This window comes from Novosphingobium sp. SG720 (genome assembly GCF_012275365.1).
GTDB classification, from domain to species: domain Bacteria; phylum Pseudomonadota; class Alphaproteobacteria; order Sphingomonadales; family Sphingomonadaceae; genus Novosphingobium; species Novosphingobium rhizosphaerae.
Map to the genome: position 1 here is coordinate 51,508 of NZ_JAAZQN010000005.1, position 19,454 is coordinate 70,961.

Annotated in this window: 15 protein-coding genes; 12 read left to right on the forward strand and 3 right to left on the reverse strand. The window is 69.0% G+C overall.

What is annotated here, in order from left to right; translation table 11 throughout:
• Positions 1 to 80 precede the first annotated feature (80 nt).
• A complete protein-coding gene (locus tag FHW94_RS17185; RefSeq protein WP_168557058.1) occupies positions 81 to 1,775 on the reverse strand; it encodes a bifunctional protein-serine/threonine kinase/phosphatase in 1,695 nt (564 codons plus the stop codon).
• A 96-nt stretch (positions 1,776 to 1,871) separates the two neighbouring features.
• Between FHW94_RS17185 and FHW94_RS17190 the strand changes: the two genes are divergently transcribed.
• From FHW94_RS17190 to FHW94_RS17200, 3 genes are all read left to right on the forward strand, one after another.
• A complete protein-coding gene (locus FHW94_RS17190) occupies positions 1,872 to 3,095 on the forward strand; it encodes an MFS transporter (protein WP_168557059.1) in 1,224 nt (407 codons plus the stop codon).
• Between the two features lie 18 nt (positions 3,096 to 3,113).
• The gene (locus FHW94_RS17195) at positions 3,114 to 6,908 is read left to right on the forward strand and encodes a bifunctional nitrate reductase/sulfite reductase flavoprotein subunit alpha (protein WP_168557060.1); all 3,795 of its coding nucleotides are present in this window, start codon (positions 3,114 to 3,116) and stop codon (positions 6,906 to 6,908) included.
• Positions 6,909 to 7,068: 160 nt separating this feature from the next.
• Positions 7,069 to 7,980: a VacJ family lipoprotein gene (locus FHW94_RS17200; protein ID WP_168557061.1), complete on the forward strand. Its 912-nt coding sequence runs from the start codon at positions 7,069 to 7,071 to the stop codon at positions 7,978 to 7,980.
• On the opposite strand, the gene FHW94_RS17205 is transcribed toward FHW94_RS17200, so the two are convergent.
• Together FHW94_RS17205 and FHW94_RS17210 are read right to left on the reverse strand one after the other, a co-directional pair.
• Entirely contained in the window at positions 7,977 to 10,976 is a 3,000-nt protein-coding gene (locus FHW94_RS17205) for a sensor histidine kinase (RefSeq protein WP_168557062.1), read from the reverse strand. The genes FHW94_RS17200 and FHW94_RS17205 overlap by 4 nt on opposite strands.
• The gene (locus FHW94_RS17210; protein ID WP_246866225.1) at positions 10,966 to 11,619 is read right to left on the reverse strand and encodes a response regulator transcription factor; all 654 of its coding nucleotides are present in this window, start codon (positions 11,617 to 11,619) and stop codon (positions 10,966 to 10,968) included. The genes FHW94_RS17205 and FHW94_RS17210 overlap by 11 nt, the downstream gene beginning before the upstream one ends.
• 165 nt (positions 11,620 to 11,784) lie before the next feature.
• On the opposite strand from FHW94_RS17210, the gene FHW94_RS17215 reads away from it, so the two are divergent.
• From FHW94_RS17215 to FHW94_RS17255, 9 genes are all read left to right on the forward strand, one after another.
• Complete coding sequence (locus FHW94_RS17215; protein WP_168557063.1) at positions 11,785 to 12,615, forward strand: alpha/beta hydrolase; 831 nt, start codon at positions 11,785 to 11,787, stop codon at positions 12,613 to 12,615.
• 4 nt (positions 12,616 to 12,619) lie between these two features.
• The gene (gene dps, locus FHW94_RS17220; protein WP_168557064.1) at positions 12,620 to 13,102 is read left to right on the forward strand and encodes a DNA starvation/stationary phase protection protein Dps; all 483 of its coding nucleotides are present in this window, start codon (positions 12,620 to 12,622) and stop codon (positions 13,100 to 13,102) included.
• A gap of 29 nt (positions 13,103 to 13,131) precedes the next feature.
• Positions 13,132 to 13,809, forward strand: coding sequence for a hydrolase (locus FHW94_RS17225; protein ID WP_168557065.1), 678 nt, complete (start codon positions 13,132 to 13,134; stop codon positions 13,807 to 13,809).
• A gap of 65 nt (positions 13,810 to 13,874) precedes the next feature.
• A complete protein-coding gene (locus tag FHW94_RS17230) occupies positions 13,875 to 14,129 on the forward strand; it encodes a XapX domain-containing protein (RefSeq protein WP_168557066.1) in 255 nt (84 codons plus the stop codon).
• A 4-nt stretch (positions 14,130 to 14,133) separates the two neighbouring features.
• On the forward strand, positions 14,134 to 15,981 hold the full coding sequence (locus FHW94_RS17235) for an amidohydrolase (RefSeq protein ID WP_168557067.1): 1,848 nt from the start codon (positions 14,134 to 14,136) through the stop codon (positions 15,979 to 15,981).
• Between the two features lie 14 nt (positions 15,982 to 15,995).
• Complete coding sequence (locus FHW94_RS17240) at positions 15,996 to 16,880, forward strand: glyoxalase (protein ID WP_168557288.1); 885 nt, start codon at positions 15,996 to 15,998, stop codon at positions 16,878 to 16,880.
• A gap of 4 nt (positions 16,881 to 16,884) precedes the next feature.
• Positions 16,885 to 17,310, forward strand: coding sequence for a DoxX family protein (locus FHW94_RS17245; RefSeq protein ID WP_168557068.1), 426 nt, complete (start codon positions 16,885 to 16,887; stop codon positions 17,308 to 17,310).
• A complete protein-coding gene (locus FHW94_RS17250) occupies positions 17,307 to 18,731 on the forward strand; it encodes an alginate export family protein (protein WP_349237543.1) in 1,425 nt (474 codons plus the stop codon). The genes FHW94_RS17245 and FHW94_RS17250 overlap by 4 nt, the downstream gene beginning before the upstream one ends.
• Before the next feature lie 11 nt (positions 18,732 to 18,742).
• A complete protein-coding gene (locus FHW94_RS17255) occupies positions 18,743 to 19,438 on the forward strand; it encodes a YoaK family protein (protein ID WP_168557069.1) in 696 nt (231 codons plus the stop codon).
• The last annotated feature ends 16 nt before the right edge of the window (positions 19,439 to 19,454 follow it).

Sequence of the window (19,454 nt, forward strand, 5' to 3'; positions counted from 1 at the left end):
CCGCTTTTTTCACCCATCCCATCAGCACGGCAATGGCGCCGCCCCGTTTTCGGAGCAGGCCCATGGTGCGCATTCCGCCCTTACCGCCACAAGACCGCAACGATCAGCGCCGCCGCCAGCAGCGCGCAAAGCCCTTTCCAGAACAGCAGCGGATCGCGTTGCAGCAAAGGCAAGGGGCGCAAGGGCCGGCGCGCCACGGCGGCGCCCCCTTCCAGCGCGCGGACCACGTCGACCATGTCGGGAAAGCGGCTGGCCGGGTCGATCGCCACCATGCGCAGCAGCACGGCATCGAGCCAGCCGGGCAGGGCGGTATTGCCCTGGCTGGGCGGATCGGGCTGGCGAAAGCGCGGGCGGCTGAACGCCTCGGTCTGGCCGTGCGGCCAGCTCCGCGCAAACAGGCGCCACAGCACCACGCCCAGCGCGAACTGGTCGGTGGCCGCGCTGCCGGCCTCTCCGGCGAACATTTCGGGCGCCAGGTAGCCGGGCGTGCCGGGGATTTCGTCGACGCCGGTTTCCTCCACCTGCGGCAGGCGTGCCACGCCCAGGTCGATCAGGCGGGGCGCGGCGTCTTCGCCCACGATCACGTTTTCGGGCTTCACGTCGCGGTGCACGATGCCCAGCCGGTGCAGCGCGGCCAGGCCCCGCGCCATGCCGATGGCCAGCGCCAGCGCTTCGGCAAAGGGCACCGCGCCCTGCGCCAGCCGCGCTTCCAGCGTCATGCCGGGGTAGAACGGCTGCACCCCGTAAAGCCGGGTCTGGCGGCTTTCATCGACGGCAATCGCTCCGCCCACGAAGGGGCTGTTGACCCGCGCGCCCACCACCAGTTCGCGGGCAAAGGCGGCGCGCGCGGCGGCATCGGACAAGAGCGCCTGCTGCGGGAACTTGATCACCACGCCGGCCCCACCGCCCAGGGTATCGGTGGCGCGGAACACGCGGGCCAGGCGCCCTTCGGACAGCAGCGTCTCCAGGGCAAAGCCATCCACGCTTTCGCCCACTTGCGGCGCGGGCAGGATCGGCAGGCGCGCCAAATCGCCCGCCACGCCATCATGGCCGGGCAGGGGCAGGCTTACCACATCGAGCACCACGGCGCTGGCATTGTCGCGCCCGCTGGCGGCCAGCGCGGCATCGACCAGGCCTTGCGCGTCGGCTTCGGCGGAACGGCGCGCCGCGAGCAGGCGTTCGATGCGCCGGGCCGAAAGCACGCCGTGCACGCCATCGCTGGTCAGCACCAGGCGATCGTGCGGGGCCAGCGCCACTTGCTGATGATCCAGCCGCAGCGTGTCTTCCAGGCCGAGTGCACGCAGCAGCACATGGCGCATGTCCGGGTGCGCGTGGCAATGATCCACGGTCAATTGCTGCAGGCGCCCATCGCGCAGCAACCAGGCGCGGCTGTCGCCCACGTGCAGCACATGGGCACGCCGCCCGCGCAGCACCAGCGCGGTGAACGTGGTGGCGCAATGGGCCATGGCCTCGCCCCGGCCCATCGCGGCCAGCCAGCGGTTGTAGGGGCGCAGCACGCGCTCGGCCGCGACGGCCACGCCGATGGTGGCCGGCTGCGCATAGAATCCATCGAAAAAGCTGGCCACGGCGAGTTCGGCCGCCACGCGCCCGCCCTTGCCGCCGCTCACCCCATCGGCGAGCGCGGCGGCCAGGCCATGGCGCCGCCGCTCGCTTTCGCTGCCCAGCCAGGCGGCGGCAAAATCCTGGTTTTCCGGCCTCGGTCCGCTGGCGCTGGCAATGCCCACCGCCGCCCACAGCCGTCCTTCCTCGTGCATGGCAGCAGCCCCCCTCACGTGTGTGCACACGCGATTGGGGCCGCACCCATCCACGCCGTCAACATCCATTTCGTGCTTTGAGGGGAGCGTTTCGCAATGACTGAAAAACCGTTCTGGCAATCGGGCCACAGGCCCACGTTGATCATGGCCTTTCTCTATTTCGACGTGGCCTTCATGATCTGGAACCTGCTCGGCCCGCTGGCGCCGATCTTTGCCAAGGTCATGGCGCTCAGCCCGGCGCAGAAGGGCTTTATCGTGGCCGTGCCCACGCTGGCGGGCGCCGTGCTGCGCCTGGTCAACGGCTTCCTGGCCGATCGCATCGGGCAAAAGCGCACCGGGATTATCAGCCAGGTGATCGTCATCGGCGGGCTGCTGACGGCGTGGAAACTGGGGGTCGATTCCATCCACGCGCTGATCGCGGTGGGCGTGGTGCTGGGCTTTGCCGGCGCGTCGTTCTCGGTCGCGCTGCCGCTCGCCGGGCGGTGGTATCCCCCCGCGCACCAGGGCAAGGCCATGGGCATTGCCGGCATGGGCAATTCGGGCACGGTCTTGGCCGCGCTGTTCGCGCCGGTCCTGGCCAAGCTGTTCGGCTGGTCCAACGTGCTGGCGCTGGCCACGATTCCGGCCGTGGTCGTGCTGATTGCCTTTGTCGCGCTGGCCAAGGACAGCCCCAACCAGCCTGCGCCCAAGCCGCTCGGCCAATATGTCGCGGGCTATTTTCGCATGCTGCGCGAAGGTGATGCCTGGTGGTTCATCCTGTTCTACGGCGTCACCTTCGGCGGATTCGTCGGCCTCTCGGGCTCGCTGCCCACGTGGTACACCACGGAACTGGGCATGACCCCGATCATGGCCGGCTATGCCACGGCGGCCTGCGTGTTTGCCGGCTCGCTGGTGCGCCCGATCGGTGGCGCGCTGGCCGACCGGGTGGGCGGGATCAAGACGCTCACCGGCGTCTATGCCATTGCCGCCGTGCTCTTGGTGGTGATCAGCCAGACGCCGGCCAGCTTTGCCGTGATGTTCCCGCTGTTCTTCTGCGTGATGGCCACGCTGGGCGTGGGCAATGGCGCGGTGTTCCAACTGGTGCCGCAGCGCTTCCGCAACGAGATCGGCGTGATGACCGGCCTTGTCGGCTTTGGCGGCGGCGTGGGCGGATTCTACCTCGCGTCCTCGCTCGGCCTGGCCAAGCAGTGGACCGGATCGATGGGGCCGGGCTTCCTGGTCTTTGCTGCCCTGGCCGTGCTCGCGCTGGCGGGGCTGAGCGTGGTCAAGACGCGCTGGCGCACCACCTGGGGCGCGGCGATTGCCGGCGTGCGGATCTGATCGGGAGCGTTTGTAGCCATGTTCATTCCCGCCGATCCCCAGGGCCAGGTGGCCGCTTCCGCCCCCGATGTGGTGCAGGTGCGCAGCGCTTGCCCTTATTGCGGGGTCGGTTGCGGGGTGGTGATGGATGTGGCCGCCAACACGGTGGTGCGGATGCGCGGGGACAAGGCGCATCCGGCCAACCGGGGGCGGCTGTGCACCAAGGGCCAGACGGCCCACGTGCCGCTCACTGCGCCGGGCCGGGCAGAGCAGGCGCAACTGCGCGGTGCGGATGGCGCACTGGCGCCGGTGCCCCTGGACACGGCGATTGCCGCCGTGGCCGACGGGCTCAACACCATCATCGCGCGCGATGGGCCCGATGCCGTGGTGCTCTATGTCTCGGGCCAGATGTCGCTCGAGGCGCAATACCTGGCCAACAAGCTGGCCAAGGGCTTTATCCGCACGCGCCATATCGAAAGCAATTCGCGGCTGTGCATGGCCAGCGCGGCCAGCGGCTACAAGCTATCGCTCGGTGCCGACGGCCCGCCCGGTTCGTATGACGATTTCGACGCGGCGGACCTGTTCGTGGTGACCGGCGCCAACATGGCCGATTGCCACCCGATCCTGTTCCTGCGGATGATGGACCGGGTGAAGGCGGGTGCCAAGCTGATCGTGATCGACCCGCGCCGCACGGCCACGGCCGACAAGGCGGACCTGTTCCTGCAAGTGCGGCCGGGCACCGATCTGGCGCTGCTCAACGGCCTGCTGCACATCCTTTTGGCGCAAGGCGCGGTGGACGCCGATTTCATCGCCACGCACACCAGCGGGTGGGAAGCCATGCCGCAGTTCCTGGCCGATTACGATCCCGCCAGCGTGGCCGCGATCACCGGCCTCACGCAAGCCGACCTGCACCGCGCCGCGCGGATGATCGCGGAAAATCCGCGCTGGATGAGTTGCTGGACCATGGGCCTCAACCAGTCCACCGCCGGCACCTGGAACACCAATGCGCTGTGCAACCTGCACCTGGCCACCGGTGCGATCCTGAAAACCGGGGCGGGGCCGTTCTCGCTGACCGGCCAGCCCAACGCCATGGGCGGACGCGAGATGGGCTATATGGGGGCGGGCCTGCCCGGCCAGCGCAGCGCCGAAAACGCTGCTGACCGTGCCTTCGTGGAGCAGGCCTGGGGCCTGGCGCCAGGCACGTTGCGTGGCGAAAGCGGGCAGGGCACCATCGCCTTGTTCCAGGACATGGCCCAAGGGCAAATCAAGGCCTGCTGGATCATCTGCACCAATCCGGTGGCGAGCGTGGCCAATCGCAAAAGCGTGATCGCGGGGCTGGAGGCGGCCGAACTGGTGATCACGCAGGATGCGTTCCTGGCCACCGAAACCAATGCCCATGCCGATGTGGTGCTGCCCGGCGCGCTCTGGGCCGAAGGCGATGGCGTGCTGGTCAATTCCGAACGCAACATGACGCTTACCCCGCGTGCCGTGCCGCCGCCGGGCGCGGCGCTGCCCGATTGGCAGATCATTGCCCGCGTCGCCTGCGCGATGGGTTTTGCCGAGGCCTTCAGCTATTCCAGCGCGGCCGAGGTGTTCGAGGAAATCCGCCAGTTCGCCAATCCGGCGACAGGCTATGACTTGCGCGGCGCCAGCCACGCGCGGCTGCGCGCAGGGCCGGTGCAATGGCCCTGCGCGCCCGAGGGCGAGACACGCAATCCGATCCGTTATGCCGATGGCGGGGAAGTGCGCTTTCCCACGCCCGATGGCCGCGCCCGGTTCTGGCCGCGCCCGCATCTGCCGGCGGCCGATCTGCCCGACGCCGATTTCCCGCTGGTGCTCAACACCGGGCGGATGCAGCACCAGTGGCACACCCTGACCAAGACGGGCACGGTGCCCGCGCTCAACAAGCTCAACCCCGGCCCGTTCGTGGAAGTCCATCCCGACGATGCCGCCGCCCTGGGCTTGGCGCACCAGGGTCGCGCGCGCTTGCGCTCGCGGCGGGGGGAAGCGGTGCTGCCCGTGTTGGTAACGGATCGCGTGCTGCCCGGCACTTGCTTTGCCCCATTCCACTGGGCCGATCTGTTCGGCCCCGATCTGGCGGTCAATGCGCTCACCAGCGATGCGGTGGACCCGATTTCGTTGCAGCCGGCGTTCAAGTTTGCCGCTGTCGCGCTGGCTGCCGCATCGCCCGCACCGATCGTGCCCGCGGCAACCGCGTCATCGGCCGATAAGGCGGCGTCTGGCCCGGACGTGCTGGTGGCCTGGGCCTCGCAGACCGGGCGGGCCGAAGGACTGGCGCTGGGCCTGGCCGAAGCCCTGGCCGCGCAGGGCCACGCCGCGCGCCTGGCCTGCCTGGCCGAACTTGTGCCCCAGGACCTTGCCGGGGTGCGCCATGCGCTGTTCGTGGCCAGCACTTTTGGCGATGGTGATCCGCCCGACAATGGCGCTGCGTTCTGGCGCGCTTTGGCCGTTGAGGCGGCGCCCCGGCTCGATCACATGGCTTTTGCCGTGCTGGCGCTGGGCGATGCCAGCTATGACGCCTTTTGCGGGTTCGGCCGCGCGTTGGAAGCGCGATTGACGGCGCTGGGCGCCAGGCCCCTGGCCGCGCGCCACGATTGCGAGCCCGATGACGACCACGCCCCGTGGCAAGCGCGCGTGCTCGCTGCCCTGCCGCCTGGCCAGCGCCTCGCCGTGGCCGCCAGGGTCGCGGCACCACCCGCCATCGACCGCCGCAACCCGGTGGCCGCGCCGCTGGTGCTCAACCAGCGGTTGAGCCGGCCTGGCGCCGCCAAGGACGTGCGCCGTTTCGGCTTCGATCTGGCCGGGACTGGCCTGCGCTACAAGGCTGGCGACGCGCTGGGCGTGTGGGGGCGCAACGATCCGGCGCTGGTGGCGCAGATTCTCGATTGTCTGGGCCTGCCGGGGGAAACCCCGGTGGCCGTGGGCGAAGCCGTGGTGCCGTTGCACGAAGCGTTGATCAGCCGCCGCGAAATCACCCGGCCCGCACGCGCCGTGCTGGAGGCGCTGGCCCTGGTCGATGGCGATGCGCCTTTTGCCCCATTGCTGGCTCCGGCTCGCAAGGCTGCGCTCGATCAATGGCTATGGGGCCGCCAGATGATCGACGTGCTGGCCGCCATGGCGGTGCGCCCCGGCGCGCAGGCGCTGGTCGATGCGCTGCGCCCGATGCAGCCGCGGCTCTATTCCATTTCGTCCAGCCCGCTGGCAGGCCCCGACCGGGTGGAATTGACCGTTTCCGCGGTGCGCTGGGCGCAAGGCGGCGCGTCGCGCCACGGTGCCTGCTCCACATATCTGGCAGACCGCTGCATCGACGCATCCCCGCGGATTTTCGTGCAGCCGACCCAGGCCTTCGTGCTGCCGGCCGACGATGCCGTGCCGGTGATCATGATCGGGCCGGGCACCGGCATCGCGCCGTTCCGTGCCTTCCTGCAGGAGCGCGAGGCGCGGGGGGCCGTGGGTCGCAACTGGCTGTTCTTTGGCGAGCAGCACCGCGCGAGCGACTTCTATTACGAGGACGAGATTGCGCATTGGCACGCGCAAGGCCATCTCGCGCGCCTGTCCCTGGCATTTTCGCGCGATACGGCGGCCAAAATCTATGTCCAGCATCGCATGGCCGAAGAAGGCGCGGCGCTGTGGCAATGGCTGGCAGAGGGCGCGTGCCTCTATGTCTGTGGCGACGCGGCGCGCATGGCGCGCGACGTGGAAGAAACGCTGGTGCAGGTGATCATGCGCCATGGCGGCATGGATGCAGACGGCGCGCGCGCCTTTGTCGACGGCCTGCGCGAACAGGGCCGCTATTGCCGCGATGTCTATTGACGCAGCCTTGCGCAAGGCATTGGAATATTGCGATACGATGGGGTAACTGAGGCCCAGGTTCATCGTGCATACAGCATTCCCGGCCAACTGGCGGGTTATGGTGACTATGGCGATGGACAAGAGCGGCGGGCGCGCGTCGCGCCGCAGGGCGGCAGCATGGTTGGCCGCTTCGGCCCTCGCTGCCTTGGCGGCCCTGCCAGGCGCCGCCCGCGCCCAGGCGCAGGATCAGACCGCCCCGCAGATCCAGTTGCCCACGCTGCCCGCGTCCGCTGCGCCACCCGCGCCAGCGACCGAGCAGGCCACGGCAACGCCCGCTCCGGCCGAATCCGCCCCGGCCGAGCCCGCTCCACCGGCCGAAGCAGACGAAGCGCCGGGCATCGTGGTGCAGGGTGACAGCTTTTCCCGGCAAGATCCGGCCCACGCGATCAACCAGAAATCGTTCGAGGCGATCCAGAAGGGGGACAAGCTGGTCGTGGCCCCGGTCGCGCGCGCCTATGAAAAGACCCTGCCGTCGCCGCTGCGCCGGGGGCTGCACAATGCGCTGTACAACTTGCGCGAGCCCAGCAATTTCGTGGCGTTCCTGCTCGAGCACAAGTTCGGCAAGGCCGGGCAGGTGCTGGTGCGCTTCACGGTCAATTCCACCGTGGGCCTGGCCGGCCTGATCGACGTGGCCAAGGCCAAGCCGCTCAAGATTCCCTATCGTCCCAATGGCCTGGCGGACGTGGCCGGGTTCTATGGGATCAAGTCGGGCCCCTACCTGTTCCTGCCGCTGATCGGGCCGACCACGCTGCGCGATCTGATCGGCACCACGATCGACCGCGCGTGGTTCCCGCTCGCCGTGGGCAAGCCGCTCGACACCGTGCCCTATGGCCTGGCCGTGACCGTGATCGGCGGCCTCGATGATCGCACCGCGATCGACGGGCAGCTCAAGAAGTTCCGCGAGGAATCCCCCGATCCCTATAACGCCACGCGCGATTTCTACCTCAAGCGCCGCCAGGCGGAGATCGACGCGCTGCGCCATCCGCACAAGGACGACGCCGCGCCGCCTGCGCACGAGGGTGACCGGCCCTAGGCTGCATAGGCGAGGCGCGCCGGCACCGCCAGGCGCACCAGGGTGCCCAGATGGTGCCCGCTTTCGATCGAGAACGATGCGCCGATGCGCCGGGCCCGCTCGCGCATCCCGATCAGGCCATAGTGTCCCTTGGTCAGCGCATCGGCGCCGTCCGCATCGCTGGGGAGGGTGGCGATGCCGATGCCATCGTCGCTGACGAACAACGCCAGCGCCCGCGCACCATAGTCCACGTGCACGTCCACTGCCGTCGCCTGGGCGTGGCGCACGGCATTGCACACCGCTTCGCCCACGATCGCGACGATTTCGTCGACGATATCGGGGTGCAGCGGCCGTACCGCGCCTTTCACCGTCAGTGTTAGGGCGGCATCGGTCACCTGGCTGTCGAGCAGGCGCTGCAACTCGCGGCGCAAGTGGCGGTCTTCCAGCCGGCGCAGCCCCTTTACCCGGTCGCGCCCTTCGATCAGCATGGCTTCGGCCCGGTCCAGCGCCGGAACCAGCACGGCCTGCGCGGCCGGATCGTGGGCCAGCCGGTCGGCCACCGATTGAAAGCGCATGAGCAGCCCTTGCACGCCCTGGATCAGCGTGTCGTGCAATTCGCGCGCAATACGTGCGCGCTCCATCTCGCGTTCGGCCATGCGATCGCGGATCAGCCGGCCCAGGTATTGCACCCGGGCCATATAGACGAGGTAGAGCGCGGCCGAGACCGCCAGGATCGCGGCCAGTGGAAACCACCAGGTCTGGTAGAAGCGCCGGGCAATGGCAAAGCGCACGCGCTGGCCCACCGGGTTCCACACCCCGTCTTCGTTGGCGGCGATCACCTCGAAGGTATAGTCGCCGGGCCCCAGATCGGTGAACACGGCGCTGCGTTCGGGCGATGGCGCCGTCCAGGCCCCGCTGCTGCTGCCGGCCGACAGGCGCGTGCGGAACAGCACGCGCTGGGGCACGGTAAGGCTGGTGGCGGTGAAATCGATGCGCACGCCGTGGGTGCCTGCCGGCAGGCGCAGCCCCGGCAACGGTGCCCGCGCCGCGCCGCCCGCAACGATCGCGCGCACCAGCACGGCGGGCGGCAGCGGATTGCCGCGCAAGGCGTCGGGCGCGATCGAAACCACGTTGCGGCGGGTGAGGAACCAGATGCGACCATCGCCGCCTTGGGCCACTTGCGCGCCGGCCGCTTTCTGTACGAAGCTGTTGAGCCCGTCGCGGAAATCGAACAGCCGCCAGGGCACGGCCGTGCCGTGCCGGGCCAACGCGGTGGCGAGGTCGGCGGCGCGCAGCCGCACGATGCCGATATCGCCAATTCCCCACACATCGCCATTGCTGGCGCGCACCAGCCCGTTGAGCGAAGCGGCCCAGGGATAGCGCGTGGCCGGTAGCGGGTGCATGTTTGCAGCCAGCGGCGCCTCTATGCCGCGTGCGCCGCTGATCAGCGGGCCGCTGGCCGCGTCGCCAGGCAACAGGCCTTCGATCCCGCCGACGCGAGACTGGCTGTCGGGCAGTGCAACGAATGGGGTATCGAACGGCGCCGCGCCTTTTGCCGGTGGCGGCCCGCGAAACACGACGACAGCGCGCCCGTCCGCGCCGATGGCGATATTGGCCGGCAGGCTGCCCGGCGCCGGCACGGCATGCCAGGCCCCGCCCGCGCGCCACCACAGCCCCTGGTCCAGCGCGGCGAGCCAAAGGCGCCCGGCGCCATCCTCTCCGCAGGCTAGCGGCGCCAACCCCGGCGGCAAGGCGATCGTTGCGCCGGCAGCGCCCTGCGGCCCCAGCCGCACCATCGCCGACTTGCGCACCAGCCAGGCGCCCCCCGCATGCGCCGGGCACAGCGCCGTGGCCGGGCTGGGCAACGCCAGGATCGGCCGTGCGGCCCGGCCTGGCGCGATGGCATAGGCCGCGCGGGCGTCGGCCACATAGACCGTGCCGTCGCTGGCGGCGGCCAGGCGATAGCTGGTGGGGGAATTGGCGGGAATGGCGGTTTCCACCACAACCGGCACGCGGCGCAGCTTGTCCAGCCCCAGTTCCGTGCCGATCCACAGGTTGCCTTCGCGATCCTGCAGCAGGGCGTGGGTCTGGTCCGACGTCAGTCCTTGCGTGGCATCGAAGGCAAAGCGGCGTAGCGCGGGGGCGCCACGCCCTGCGTTGTCCAGCCGCAGCACGCCGGTGTTCCAGGTGGTTTCCCACAAGGTGCCGCCGCTATCGAACAGCATGCGCGTGCCGCCCACCGGATCGGGATTGATCGCCAGCGGCGGCCCGGCGCGCCAGTGGCCCCGTTCGGCCGCGATGCGCCGCGTGCCGGCCGCGTCGGACAACCACATGGCACCGCCCGGCCCTGGCGCCAGGCTGGCGCGCGGGGTCACGGCAATGCCGGTATCGACAAAGCGTGTCGCGCCCGCCTGCCGTACCAGCACGCGGGTTTCGGTGGCCAGCCATTGCGTGCCATCGGCGGCAAAGGCCGTGCTCCACGCCGGTTCGGCCGGCAGGCCGGCCTCTTTGCCGAATTCCTGCCAGCGCCCGGCGGCATAGCGGGCCAGCGTGCTTTCGCTGCGCCCGCCGCGCACCACCCACATCGCGCCATCGCCCGCCTGGGCCATGTCGGTCACCTGGCGCGAGGGGTGGGGCATGGCCATGTCCACCAGGCGTCCGCTGCGCCAGGCCATCACCCCGCGACCGCGCCCCAGCCCCACCCAAACCGTGCCGTCGTGCGTGGCCGCCAGTTGCGATACCACCAGCCGCGCCGCGTCCTTGCCCGGCGGCTGCACCGGCTCGAACGTCAGCCCGTCAAAGCGGAACAGCCCTTCCACGCTGCCGATCCACAGGAAGCCGTCGCTCGATTGCGTCAGTGCGTTGATCCGCCCCGGCGCCCCTTCTTCCAGCGTCCAGTGTTCGTGCTTGTAGCCGGCCAGCGCGGGTTCCGGGCGCTGCGCGGCCAGCGGTGTTGCCGCCAGGGCAAGCAGGCCGGCCGCCAGCCCGCCCGCCTTGCGCCAGCGGCTAAAGTTCAATGATGCCCCGCCGTGCCGCCTTGGTCACCGCGTGGGTCCGATCGTTGACGTGCAGTTTGCCAAAGATGTTCTTGATGCCCGATTTCACCGTTTCTTCGGCCAGGTTGAGCGCCCAGGCGATCTGCTTGTTGGCATGGCCAGAGGCAATCAGTTGCAGGATTTGCGTTTCGCGCGGGGTCAGTGGCTCGTCGATTGCGTGCAGGGCGATTTCCTGCGCCACGTCGGGCGCCAGGTGGCGTTGGCCTTCATAAACGGTGCGGATCGCGCCCAGCAATTCGCGGCGCAGGCTGCTTTTGAGCAGGAACCCGGCGGCCCCCGCGCGCAGCGCCTGAAGCGCCTGGGCATCGCCGGAATAAGTGGTCAGCACCAGGATGCGCGCCTGGGGATGGCGCGCGCGGATCGCCTCTATCGCCGGCAGGCCGCCCATGCCGGGCATGCGCAAGTCCATCAGCACCACGCCGGGGCGCAGCGCATCATAGAGTGCAACCGCCTCTTCCCCGGTGGAAGCCTCGCCCACCACGGCCATGTCTGGCTGCATCGCAATCACTGCCGACACCCCTTCGCGCAGCATCGGGTGATCGTCGGCAATCAGGATGCCTATCATGGTATCGTCGCGCGCGGGCATGGCGCCAGCCGATACCATGGGCTTGGGCCCAAGGGTAGTCACCCGAAATGGGGGGATGGTTGCCCCCCATGCAGGGGCTGGCAGCGGTGGAGCCCGCGCGCACACTGCCGGGCGAACGAAACGCTGGCCGTGCGCCGTGGGCAAGGTTGCCCATGGCGCCGCCGGAAGGGGAGCCTTCACGTCATGCCCACGATCACCACCGCCGATGGTACGGAAATCTTCTACAAGGACTGGGGCAGCAAGACCGCGCAGCCCGTGGTGTTCCACCATGGCTGGCCGCTGAGCGCCGACGACTGGGACGCGCAGATGATGTTCTTCCTGGGCGAAGGCTATCGCGTGATCGCGCACGACCGGCGCGGCCATGGCCGCTCCACCCAGACGGCCGAAGGCAACGAGATGGACACCTACGCGGCCGACGTGGCGGCGCTGGCCGATCATCTTGACCTGAAGAACGCCATCCACGTGGGCCATTCCACCGGCGGGGGCGAAGTGGCGCACTATGTGGCGCGCGCCCGGCCCGGCCGCGTGGCCAAGGCCGTGCTGATCGGCGCCGTGCCGCCGATCATGGTGCAGACCCCGGCCAACCCCGGCGGCCTGCCGATCGAAGTGTTCGACGGGTTCCGTGCCGCGCTGCTGGCCAACCGCGCGCAGTTCTTCCGCGATGTGCCCGCAGGCCCCTTCTTCGGCTTCAACCGCCCCGATGCCAATGTCTCGCAAGGGTTGATCGACAACTGGTGGCGCCAGGGCATGATGGGCGGCGCCAAGGCGCACTACGATTGCATAAAGGCCTTTTCGGAAACCGATTTCACCGACGACCTCAAGGCCATCGATGTGCCGGTGCTGATCCTGCACGGCGAGGACGACCAGATCGTGCCGATCGCCGATTCCGCGCACCTCGCGATCAAGCTGGTCAAGCACGGCACGCTCAAGACCTATCCCGGCCTGCCCCACGGCATGGCCTCCACCCACCCTGACGTCATCAACGCCGACTTGCTCGCGTTCTTCAAGGCTTGATCCGATGACCTACGAAACCAGCATCGATCTTTCGGCCCACGTGCGCAAGGCCTCGGTCGCGCTGCTCCAGGCGCGCCTGTCCGACGCGTTGGACCTGGAGGCGCAGGCCAAGCAGGCGCATTGGAACGTGCGCGGCCGCCATTTCCTGCAGTTGCACGGCCTGTTCGACGCCGTGCACGGGCAGATCGAGGACTTCGTCGATCTCCTGGCGGAGCGTATCACCACGCTGGGCCATGTGGCAGACGGGCGGGTGCAGACCACGGCGGGCGCCACCACGCTTTATGAATACCCGCTCGCCGCCCATGGCGGCGACGCGCATATCCGCGCGCTGGCCGCCAGCCTGGCGCTGTTCGCCAAGGCCGTGCGCGCCGCGATCGACGCAGCGGCAGCCGAGGGCGACGCCACCACGGCCGACCTCTTCACCCAGATCTCGCGCGAGAGCGACAAGCAGCTCTGGCTGCTCGAAGCCCACCTGCTGGCGGATTGAGCGTTTCCATTCTTCAAAGGACCGATCCCATGACCTTTCACGCCAAGTCGTTGATCAACCCTGACGACACCGTGTTCCTGTTCGTCGATCACCAGCCGCAGATGTCGTTCGGCGTCACCAGCATCGACCGCCAGCTGCTCAAGAACAACACCGTGGCCCTGGCCAAGGCGGCCAAGCTGTTCGGCGCGCCGATCATCCTGACGGCGGTGGAGACCAAGTCGTTCTCCGGCTATATCTGGCCCGAACTGCTCGACGTGGTGCAGCAGACGCCGATCGAGCGCACCTCGATGAATTCCTGGGACAGCGCGGAACTGGTTGCCGCGGTGAAGGCCACCGGCCGCAAGAAGCTGGTGATCGCCGCGCTGTGGACCGAGGCCTGCCTGCTGTTCCCCACGCTCAGCGCGATCGAGGAAGGGTTCGAGGTCTACATCATCACTGACGCTTCGGGCGGCACTTCGCCCGAAGCGCACGACGTGGCCATCCGCCGCATGGAGCAGGCCGGCGCGCAATCGCTCACCACGGTGAACGCGGTACTGGAACTGCAGCGCGACTGGGCGCGGCGCGATACCTATGACGGGGTCATGGCGATCACCCGCGAGCATTTCGGCGCCTATGGCATGGGCGTGGACTACGCCTACACCATGCTCCACGGCGCCCCCCAGCGCGGCCAGTTCGCCCACGAAGTGGTTGGCGGCGCCGAGCACTGATTATCCCCCCGGCGGCCCGTCCTCTCCCTCTATCGAGGCGGGCCGTTTCCCCAAGGAAACCCCCCATGAAGGCTTATCTTGCATCGCTGGCGGCAGGCCTGCTCGTGGGCATCGTCTATTCGCTGATGGGCGTGCGTTCACCCGCGCCGCCGGTGATCGCGCTGGTCGGCCTGCTCGGCATCCTGGTGGGCGAACAGGTCGTGCCGCTGGTGCGCCATGCCGCTGCCGGTCACGCGCTGGTCGCCTTCGTGCGCACCGATTGCCGCAGCCACATCTTTGGCCGCCTGCCCGATGGCACGGCGCCGGAAAAGGACGCCTGACATCATGGCCGATACCCTGATCGTCAACGCCAAGGTCACCACGCTCGACCGCGCCAACCCACAAGCGCAGGCGGTGGCGATCCGCGATGGCCGCTTCCTCGCGGTGGGCAGCGAGGGTGAAGTGCGCGCCGCCGCCGCACCCGATGCCAGGGTGATCGACGCCGGCGGCCGCCGCCTGATCCCCGGCCTGATCGACAGCCACATGCACATCATTCGCGGCGGCCTCAATTACAACATGGAGCTGCGCTGGGACGGCGTGCCCACGCTGGCCGATGCCGTGGCCATGTTGAAAGCCCAGGTGGACCGCACCCCCGCGCCGCAATGGGTGCGCGTGGTGGGCGGCTTTACCGAGCACCAGTTTGCCGAAAAGCGCCTGCCGACGCTGGCGGAATTGAACGCCGTGGCGCCCGATACGCCGGTGTTCATCCTGCATCTCTACGATCGCGCGCTGCTCAACGCGGCGGCGCTGCGGGTGGTGGGCTATACCAAGGACACGCCCAACCCGCCGGGCGGAGAAATCGTGCGCGACGCGGCCGGCAATCCTACCGGGCTGCTGCTGGCGCAGCCCAACGCCACGATCCTGTACAGCACGCTGGCCAAGGGGCCAAAGCTGCCGGAAGACTACCAGGTCAATTCCACGCGCCATTTCATGCGCGAGGTCAATAGCCTGGGCGTGACCGGGGTGATCGACGCGGGCGGCGGCTTCCAGAACTATCCCGATGACTATGCCATCATCGAAAAGCTCCACGCCGATGGCCAACTCACCGTGCGGATCAGCTACAACCTGTTCACGCAAAAGCCCAAGGAAGAGCTGGCCGATTTTGCCGGCTGGGTGAAGCAGGTATCGCCCGGCCAAGGCGACGATACCTATCGCCACAACGGCGCGGGCGAGATGCTGGTCTATTCCGCCGCCGATTTCGAGGATTTCCGGGTGGAGCGGCCCGACATGCCGCCGAGCATGGAAGGCGACCTGGAGCCGGTGATCCGCCTCTTGGCCGAGCATCGCTGGCCCTGGCGCCTGCACGCGACTTACGACCAGACGATCGGCCGCGCGCTCGATGTCTATGAAAAGGTCAACCGCGACATTCCGCTCACCGGCATCAACTGGTTCTTCGACCATGCCGAGACGATCAGCGACCGCAATATCGACCGCATCGCCGCGCTGGGCGGCGGCATCGCCGTGCAGCATCGCATGGCCTATCAGGGCGAATACTTCGTGGAGCGCTATGGCCACCGCGCGGCGGAGCGCACGCCGCCGATTGCGCGGATGATCGCGGCGGGCATTCCGGTGGGCGCGGGCACCGATGCCACGCGGGTGGCGAGCTACAACCCCTGGGTGTCGCTCTCGTGGCTGGTCACCGGGCGCACGGTGGGCGGCATGGCGCTCTATCCCGGCGCCAACCGCGTTTCCCGCGAAAAGGCGCTGGCGATGTGGACGCACGAGAACACCTGGTTTTCCAACGAAGTGGGCAAGAAGGGCCAGATCGTGGCCGGGCAACTGGCCGATTGCGCGTTGCTGAGCGCCGATTTCTTTGCCGTGCCCGAGCATGACATTGCCCATATCCGCAGCGTGTTGACCCTGCTGGGCGGGCAAGTGGTGCACGGCGAGGGGGACTTTGCGCCGCTCGCGCCGCAACTGCCCCCGGCCATGCCCGATTGGTCCCCAGTCAACACCTTCGGCGGCTATCACCAGACCAGCGAAGCCCGCGCGATGCTGGCCAGTGCCTGCGGCTGCGCCAGCGCCTGCGGCGTCCATGGCCACGATCACGCGGCCGCCTTGGGCCAGGCCGCCCCGGTGGCCGATGTCCAGACGTTCTGGGGCGCGCTGGGCTGCGGCTGCTGGGCGGTTTGACAGGAGAATTCATGATGAAGCTGCGTGTTTCCCTTGCCCTTGCGGCCCTGCTGGCCTCAGCGCCGCTGGCCGCAAAGCCCGTTGCCACGCCCGATTTTTCGGTGGGCGCGCAATACGATACCACTCACGTCTATGTGCCGCAGGAGCAGTTCGACGCCTTCGTCACCGCGTTCCAGGCGACATTTGGCGGCACCACCAGCAAGCAGGGCGAATTCCAGGTGACGCCCACGCCCAGCCTGACCAAGTCGCAACTCGTGCTCACCCCCGCCGGCACGGTTTCGGTGTTCGGGTTCAAGACGCCGGTGCCCTATCCGTTCGGTGCGGAGCGGACCGGCTATCTGGTGAGCGACATGGACGCGGCGGTGAACGCGGCGCGCGCCGCCGGGGCCACGCGCCTGATCGAAACTTTCCCCGATCCCATCGGCCGCGATGTGGTGGTGCAATGGCCGGGTGGGGTGAACATGCAGCTCTATTGGCACACCGCCACGCCGCATTATGCCCCCCTGGCCACGGTGCCGGAAAACAGGGTTTATTTGACGGCAGACGCGGCTGACACCTTTATCCTGGCGTGGACGCGCTTTGCCCATGGCCGCGTGGTGTCGGACGACAAGACCGCGCCGGGCGGCGAAGTGGGGCAGGCCGCCCCGATCCGCCGGGTGATGATCGACAGCGGCTATGGCAAGCTGACCGTACTCGTCTCCAACGGGCAACTGCCCTGGCCCTGGGGCCGGGACATGACCGGCTATGCCGTGCCGGACCTTTCCGCCACCCTGGCCAAGGCCACGGCAGCGGGCGTCGAAACGCTGGTGCCCCCGCGCGAAGTGGGCGGGCGCATGGCCGCGCTGGTGCGCTTCCCCGGCGGCTATATCGCCGAAATCCACCAGAACGCAATGCGATAAGGCGGTGGTGCGCGAACCCCGCTTTGTCGACGCGGTGCTGGATTGGCCGCCCACGTGGTTTGTCGCCCGCCTCTTGCTGGTGGGCGCCTATCTGGTGGGAGGCCTTGCCAAGCTGGCCGATTGGCCGGGCGCCGTGGCCGAGCAGGCGCATTTCGGGATGCACCCGCCCGCGCTGTGGGCAGGCATCACGATTGCGGTGGAACTGCTTGGCCCGGCGCTGATCCTGGCGGGGCGGCTGGTGTGGCTGGGCGCCGGGATGCTGGGCGTGTTCACCGTGCTGGCCGCGTGCACGGCCAATGCGTTCTGGACCATGCAAGGCGCCGAACGCTTTGCCGCGACCAACGCCTTTTTCGAGCATCTGGGCCTTGCCGGCGGCTTTGTGCTGGCGGCGCTGGTGGCCGAACATGCGCGGCGCGAAGGCCGCATGTGAGGCGCTGTTGGCCCGCGCTCTGGGCCATGCTGGCGGCGGTTCCGGCGCAGGCCCAATCGCCAGCGGACCAATCGTCCGATCAGGACGTGCTGCAGCGCAGCGTGATCGAGGCTTGGCGCCCGCCCACGCTGACGATCACCCGCTATACCGAGGATTGGTCTGCCCTGGCCGATCCGGCCAAGCGCACCGGGCGCTGGACGGTGCCGTTCAAATATATCCCGCTGGGCGAGGCGGACCGCTGGTTGTCCACCGGCCTCGAACTGCGCGCGCGGGTGGAATCCGGCCAGGGGCAGACCGCCAGTTATTGGCGCGCGATGCCCCATGCCGATCTGCATTGGGGCCGGCTCCGCGCTTTCGTGCAGGGGGTGGCGAACACGGCGGGCGGCGTTGCCGGCGGGCCGGGGCCGGTCGATCGCACCGGCATCGATCTGCTGCAAGCCTTCGTCGATTACACCGTGCCGCTGGGCACGCAGGCCAGCTTGCGGCTGGAAGGCGGCCGGCAACTGGTCAGCCTGGGCAGCGAGCGGCTGGTCGGCACGCGCTATGGCCCCAATACGCCGCTGCCCTTCGATGGCACGCGCGCGCTGCTCGATGTGGGGCCATACACCGCCAGCGTGTTTTACCTGGTGCCCGTGGTCGCCGGGCCGCGCAGCCTGGACGATCGGCGCTCCCGCCAAAAGGCGCTGTGGGGGCTCTATGCCACGCGTTGGCTGGGCGCAGGGCACAAGGCGCGGATCGATGCTTATGCCATGGCCTATCACGATCGCGCCGCATCGCTGCAACAGGCCGGGCTGGCCGGCGGCACTGGTGAGGAGCGGCGCACCACGCTGGGCCTGCGCGCGGCGGGGCAGGCAGGGCGGCTCTATTGGGATGGCGAGGCGATGGTGCAGCGTGGGCACTTGGCTGGCCGCGCGATCCGCGCCTGGTCGGTGGCGCTGCGCGCCGGGCGCCGCTTTCCCGCCTTGCCGATGCAGCCCGATCTTTCGGTTCATGCCGATCTGGCTAGTGGCGACAAGGCGCCTGGCGATGGACGGGTGCAGGGGTTCAACCCGCTGTTTCCCAAAGGCAAGTATTTCGGCGAACTGTCTCCCCTTGGCCCGCGCAACCTGATCGACGTGCACCCCGCGCTGGTGCTCTCGCCGCTGGCGGGGGTGAAGCTGGGGCTTTCGGCCATGGCCTATTGGCGGCACAGCCGGGGCGATGGGGTTTACGATGTGCCCGGCCGCCAGTTGCACGCCGCAGGCGCCGGGCAGGGCCGCTTTCTGGGCAAGCAAGTTGAAGCGGTGCTATCCTGGCAGACCACGCCCGAACTCACGTTGACCACGTCGGCCAGCCATTTCGCGCCGGGCGCGTTCCTGGTGCAGGCCGGCGCCGCGCGGCCGATCGATCTTTTCGCGGGTGAAGCCGTGTTCCGGTTTTGAAGGAGAGTGCCATGGAAGACCCGCCCGTTGTCGTGCGTCCCGCGTCGCCGCTGCCGCGCTTGCTGTTGCTGCTCTCTGCCACCACCGGCCTGGTCGATGCGGTCAGCGTGCTGGGGCTGGGCAAGGTGTTCACCGCCAACATGACCGGCAACGTGGTGTTCCTGGCCTTTGCCCTGGCGCGGGCACCCGGCTTCACGCCCTTGCCTTATGTGGTGGCGCTGGCGCTGTTCATGGCTGGCGCGCTGGTGGCGGGGCGGCTGTGGCGCCACGCCGCCAGCCATCCCCTGCGCTATTGGCTGGTGCGCGCCGCCTTGCTCGAAGCCGTGCTGTTCCTGGTCGCGGCGGGGGTCGCGCTGGTGCCTGGCGTCGATCGCCCGCATCCGGCCTGGGCGGTGTTTGCCATGATCGCGCTGACGGCCGGGGCCATGGGTTTTCGCAACGCCACGGTGCGCCAGCTCAAGGTGCCGGATCTGACCACCACGGTCCTCACGCTGACCATCACCGGCATCGCCGCCGATGCCGGGGCACCCAACTTGCGCACCCGCCTGGGCGCGATCGCCGCGATCTTTGCCGGCGCGGTGGCTGGGGCGCTGCTGGTGCTGCATGCGGGCCTGGCGCTGCCCTTGGCGCTCACCGCCGTGCTGGTGCTGGGCGGCACGCTCGCCTGCGTCCGTCACCCGCTGATGGCGCTGCCGCATCGGCCATAAGCCTGGCCCAAAGCGG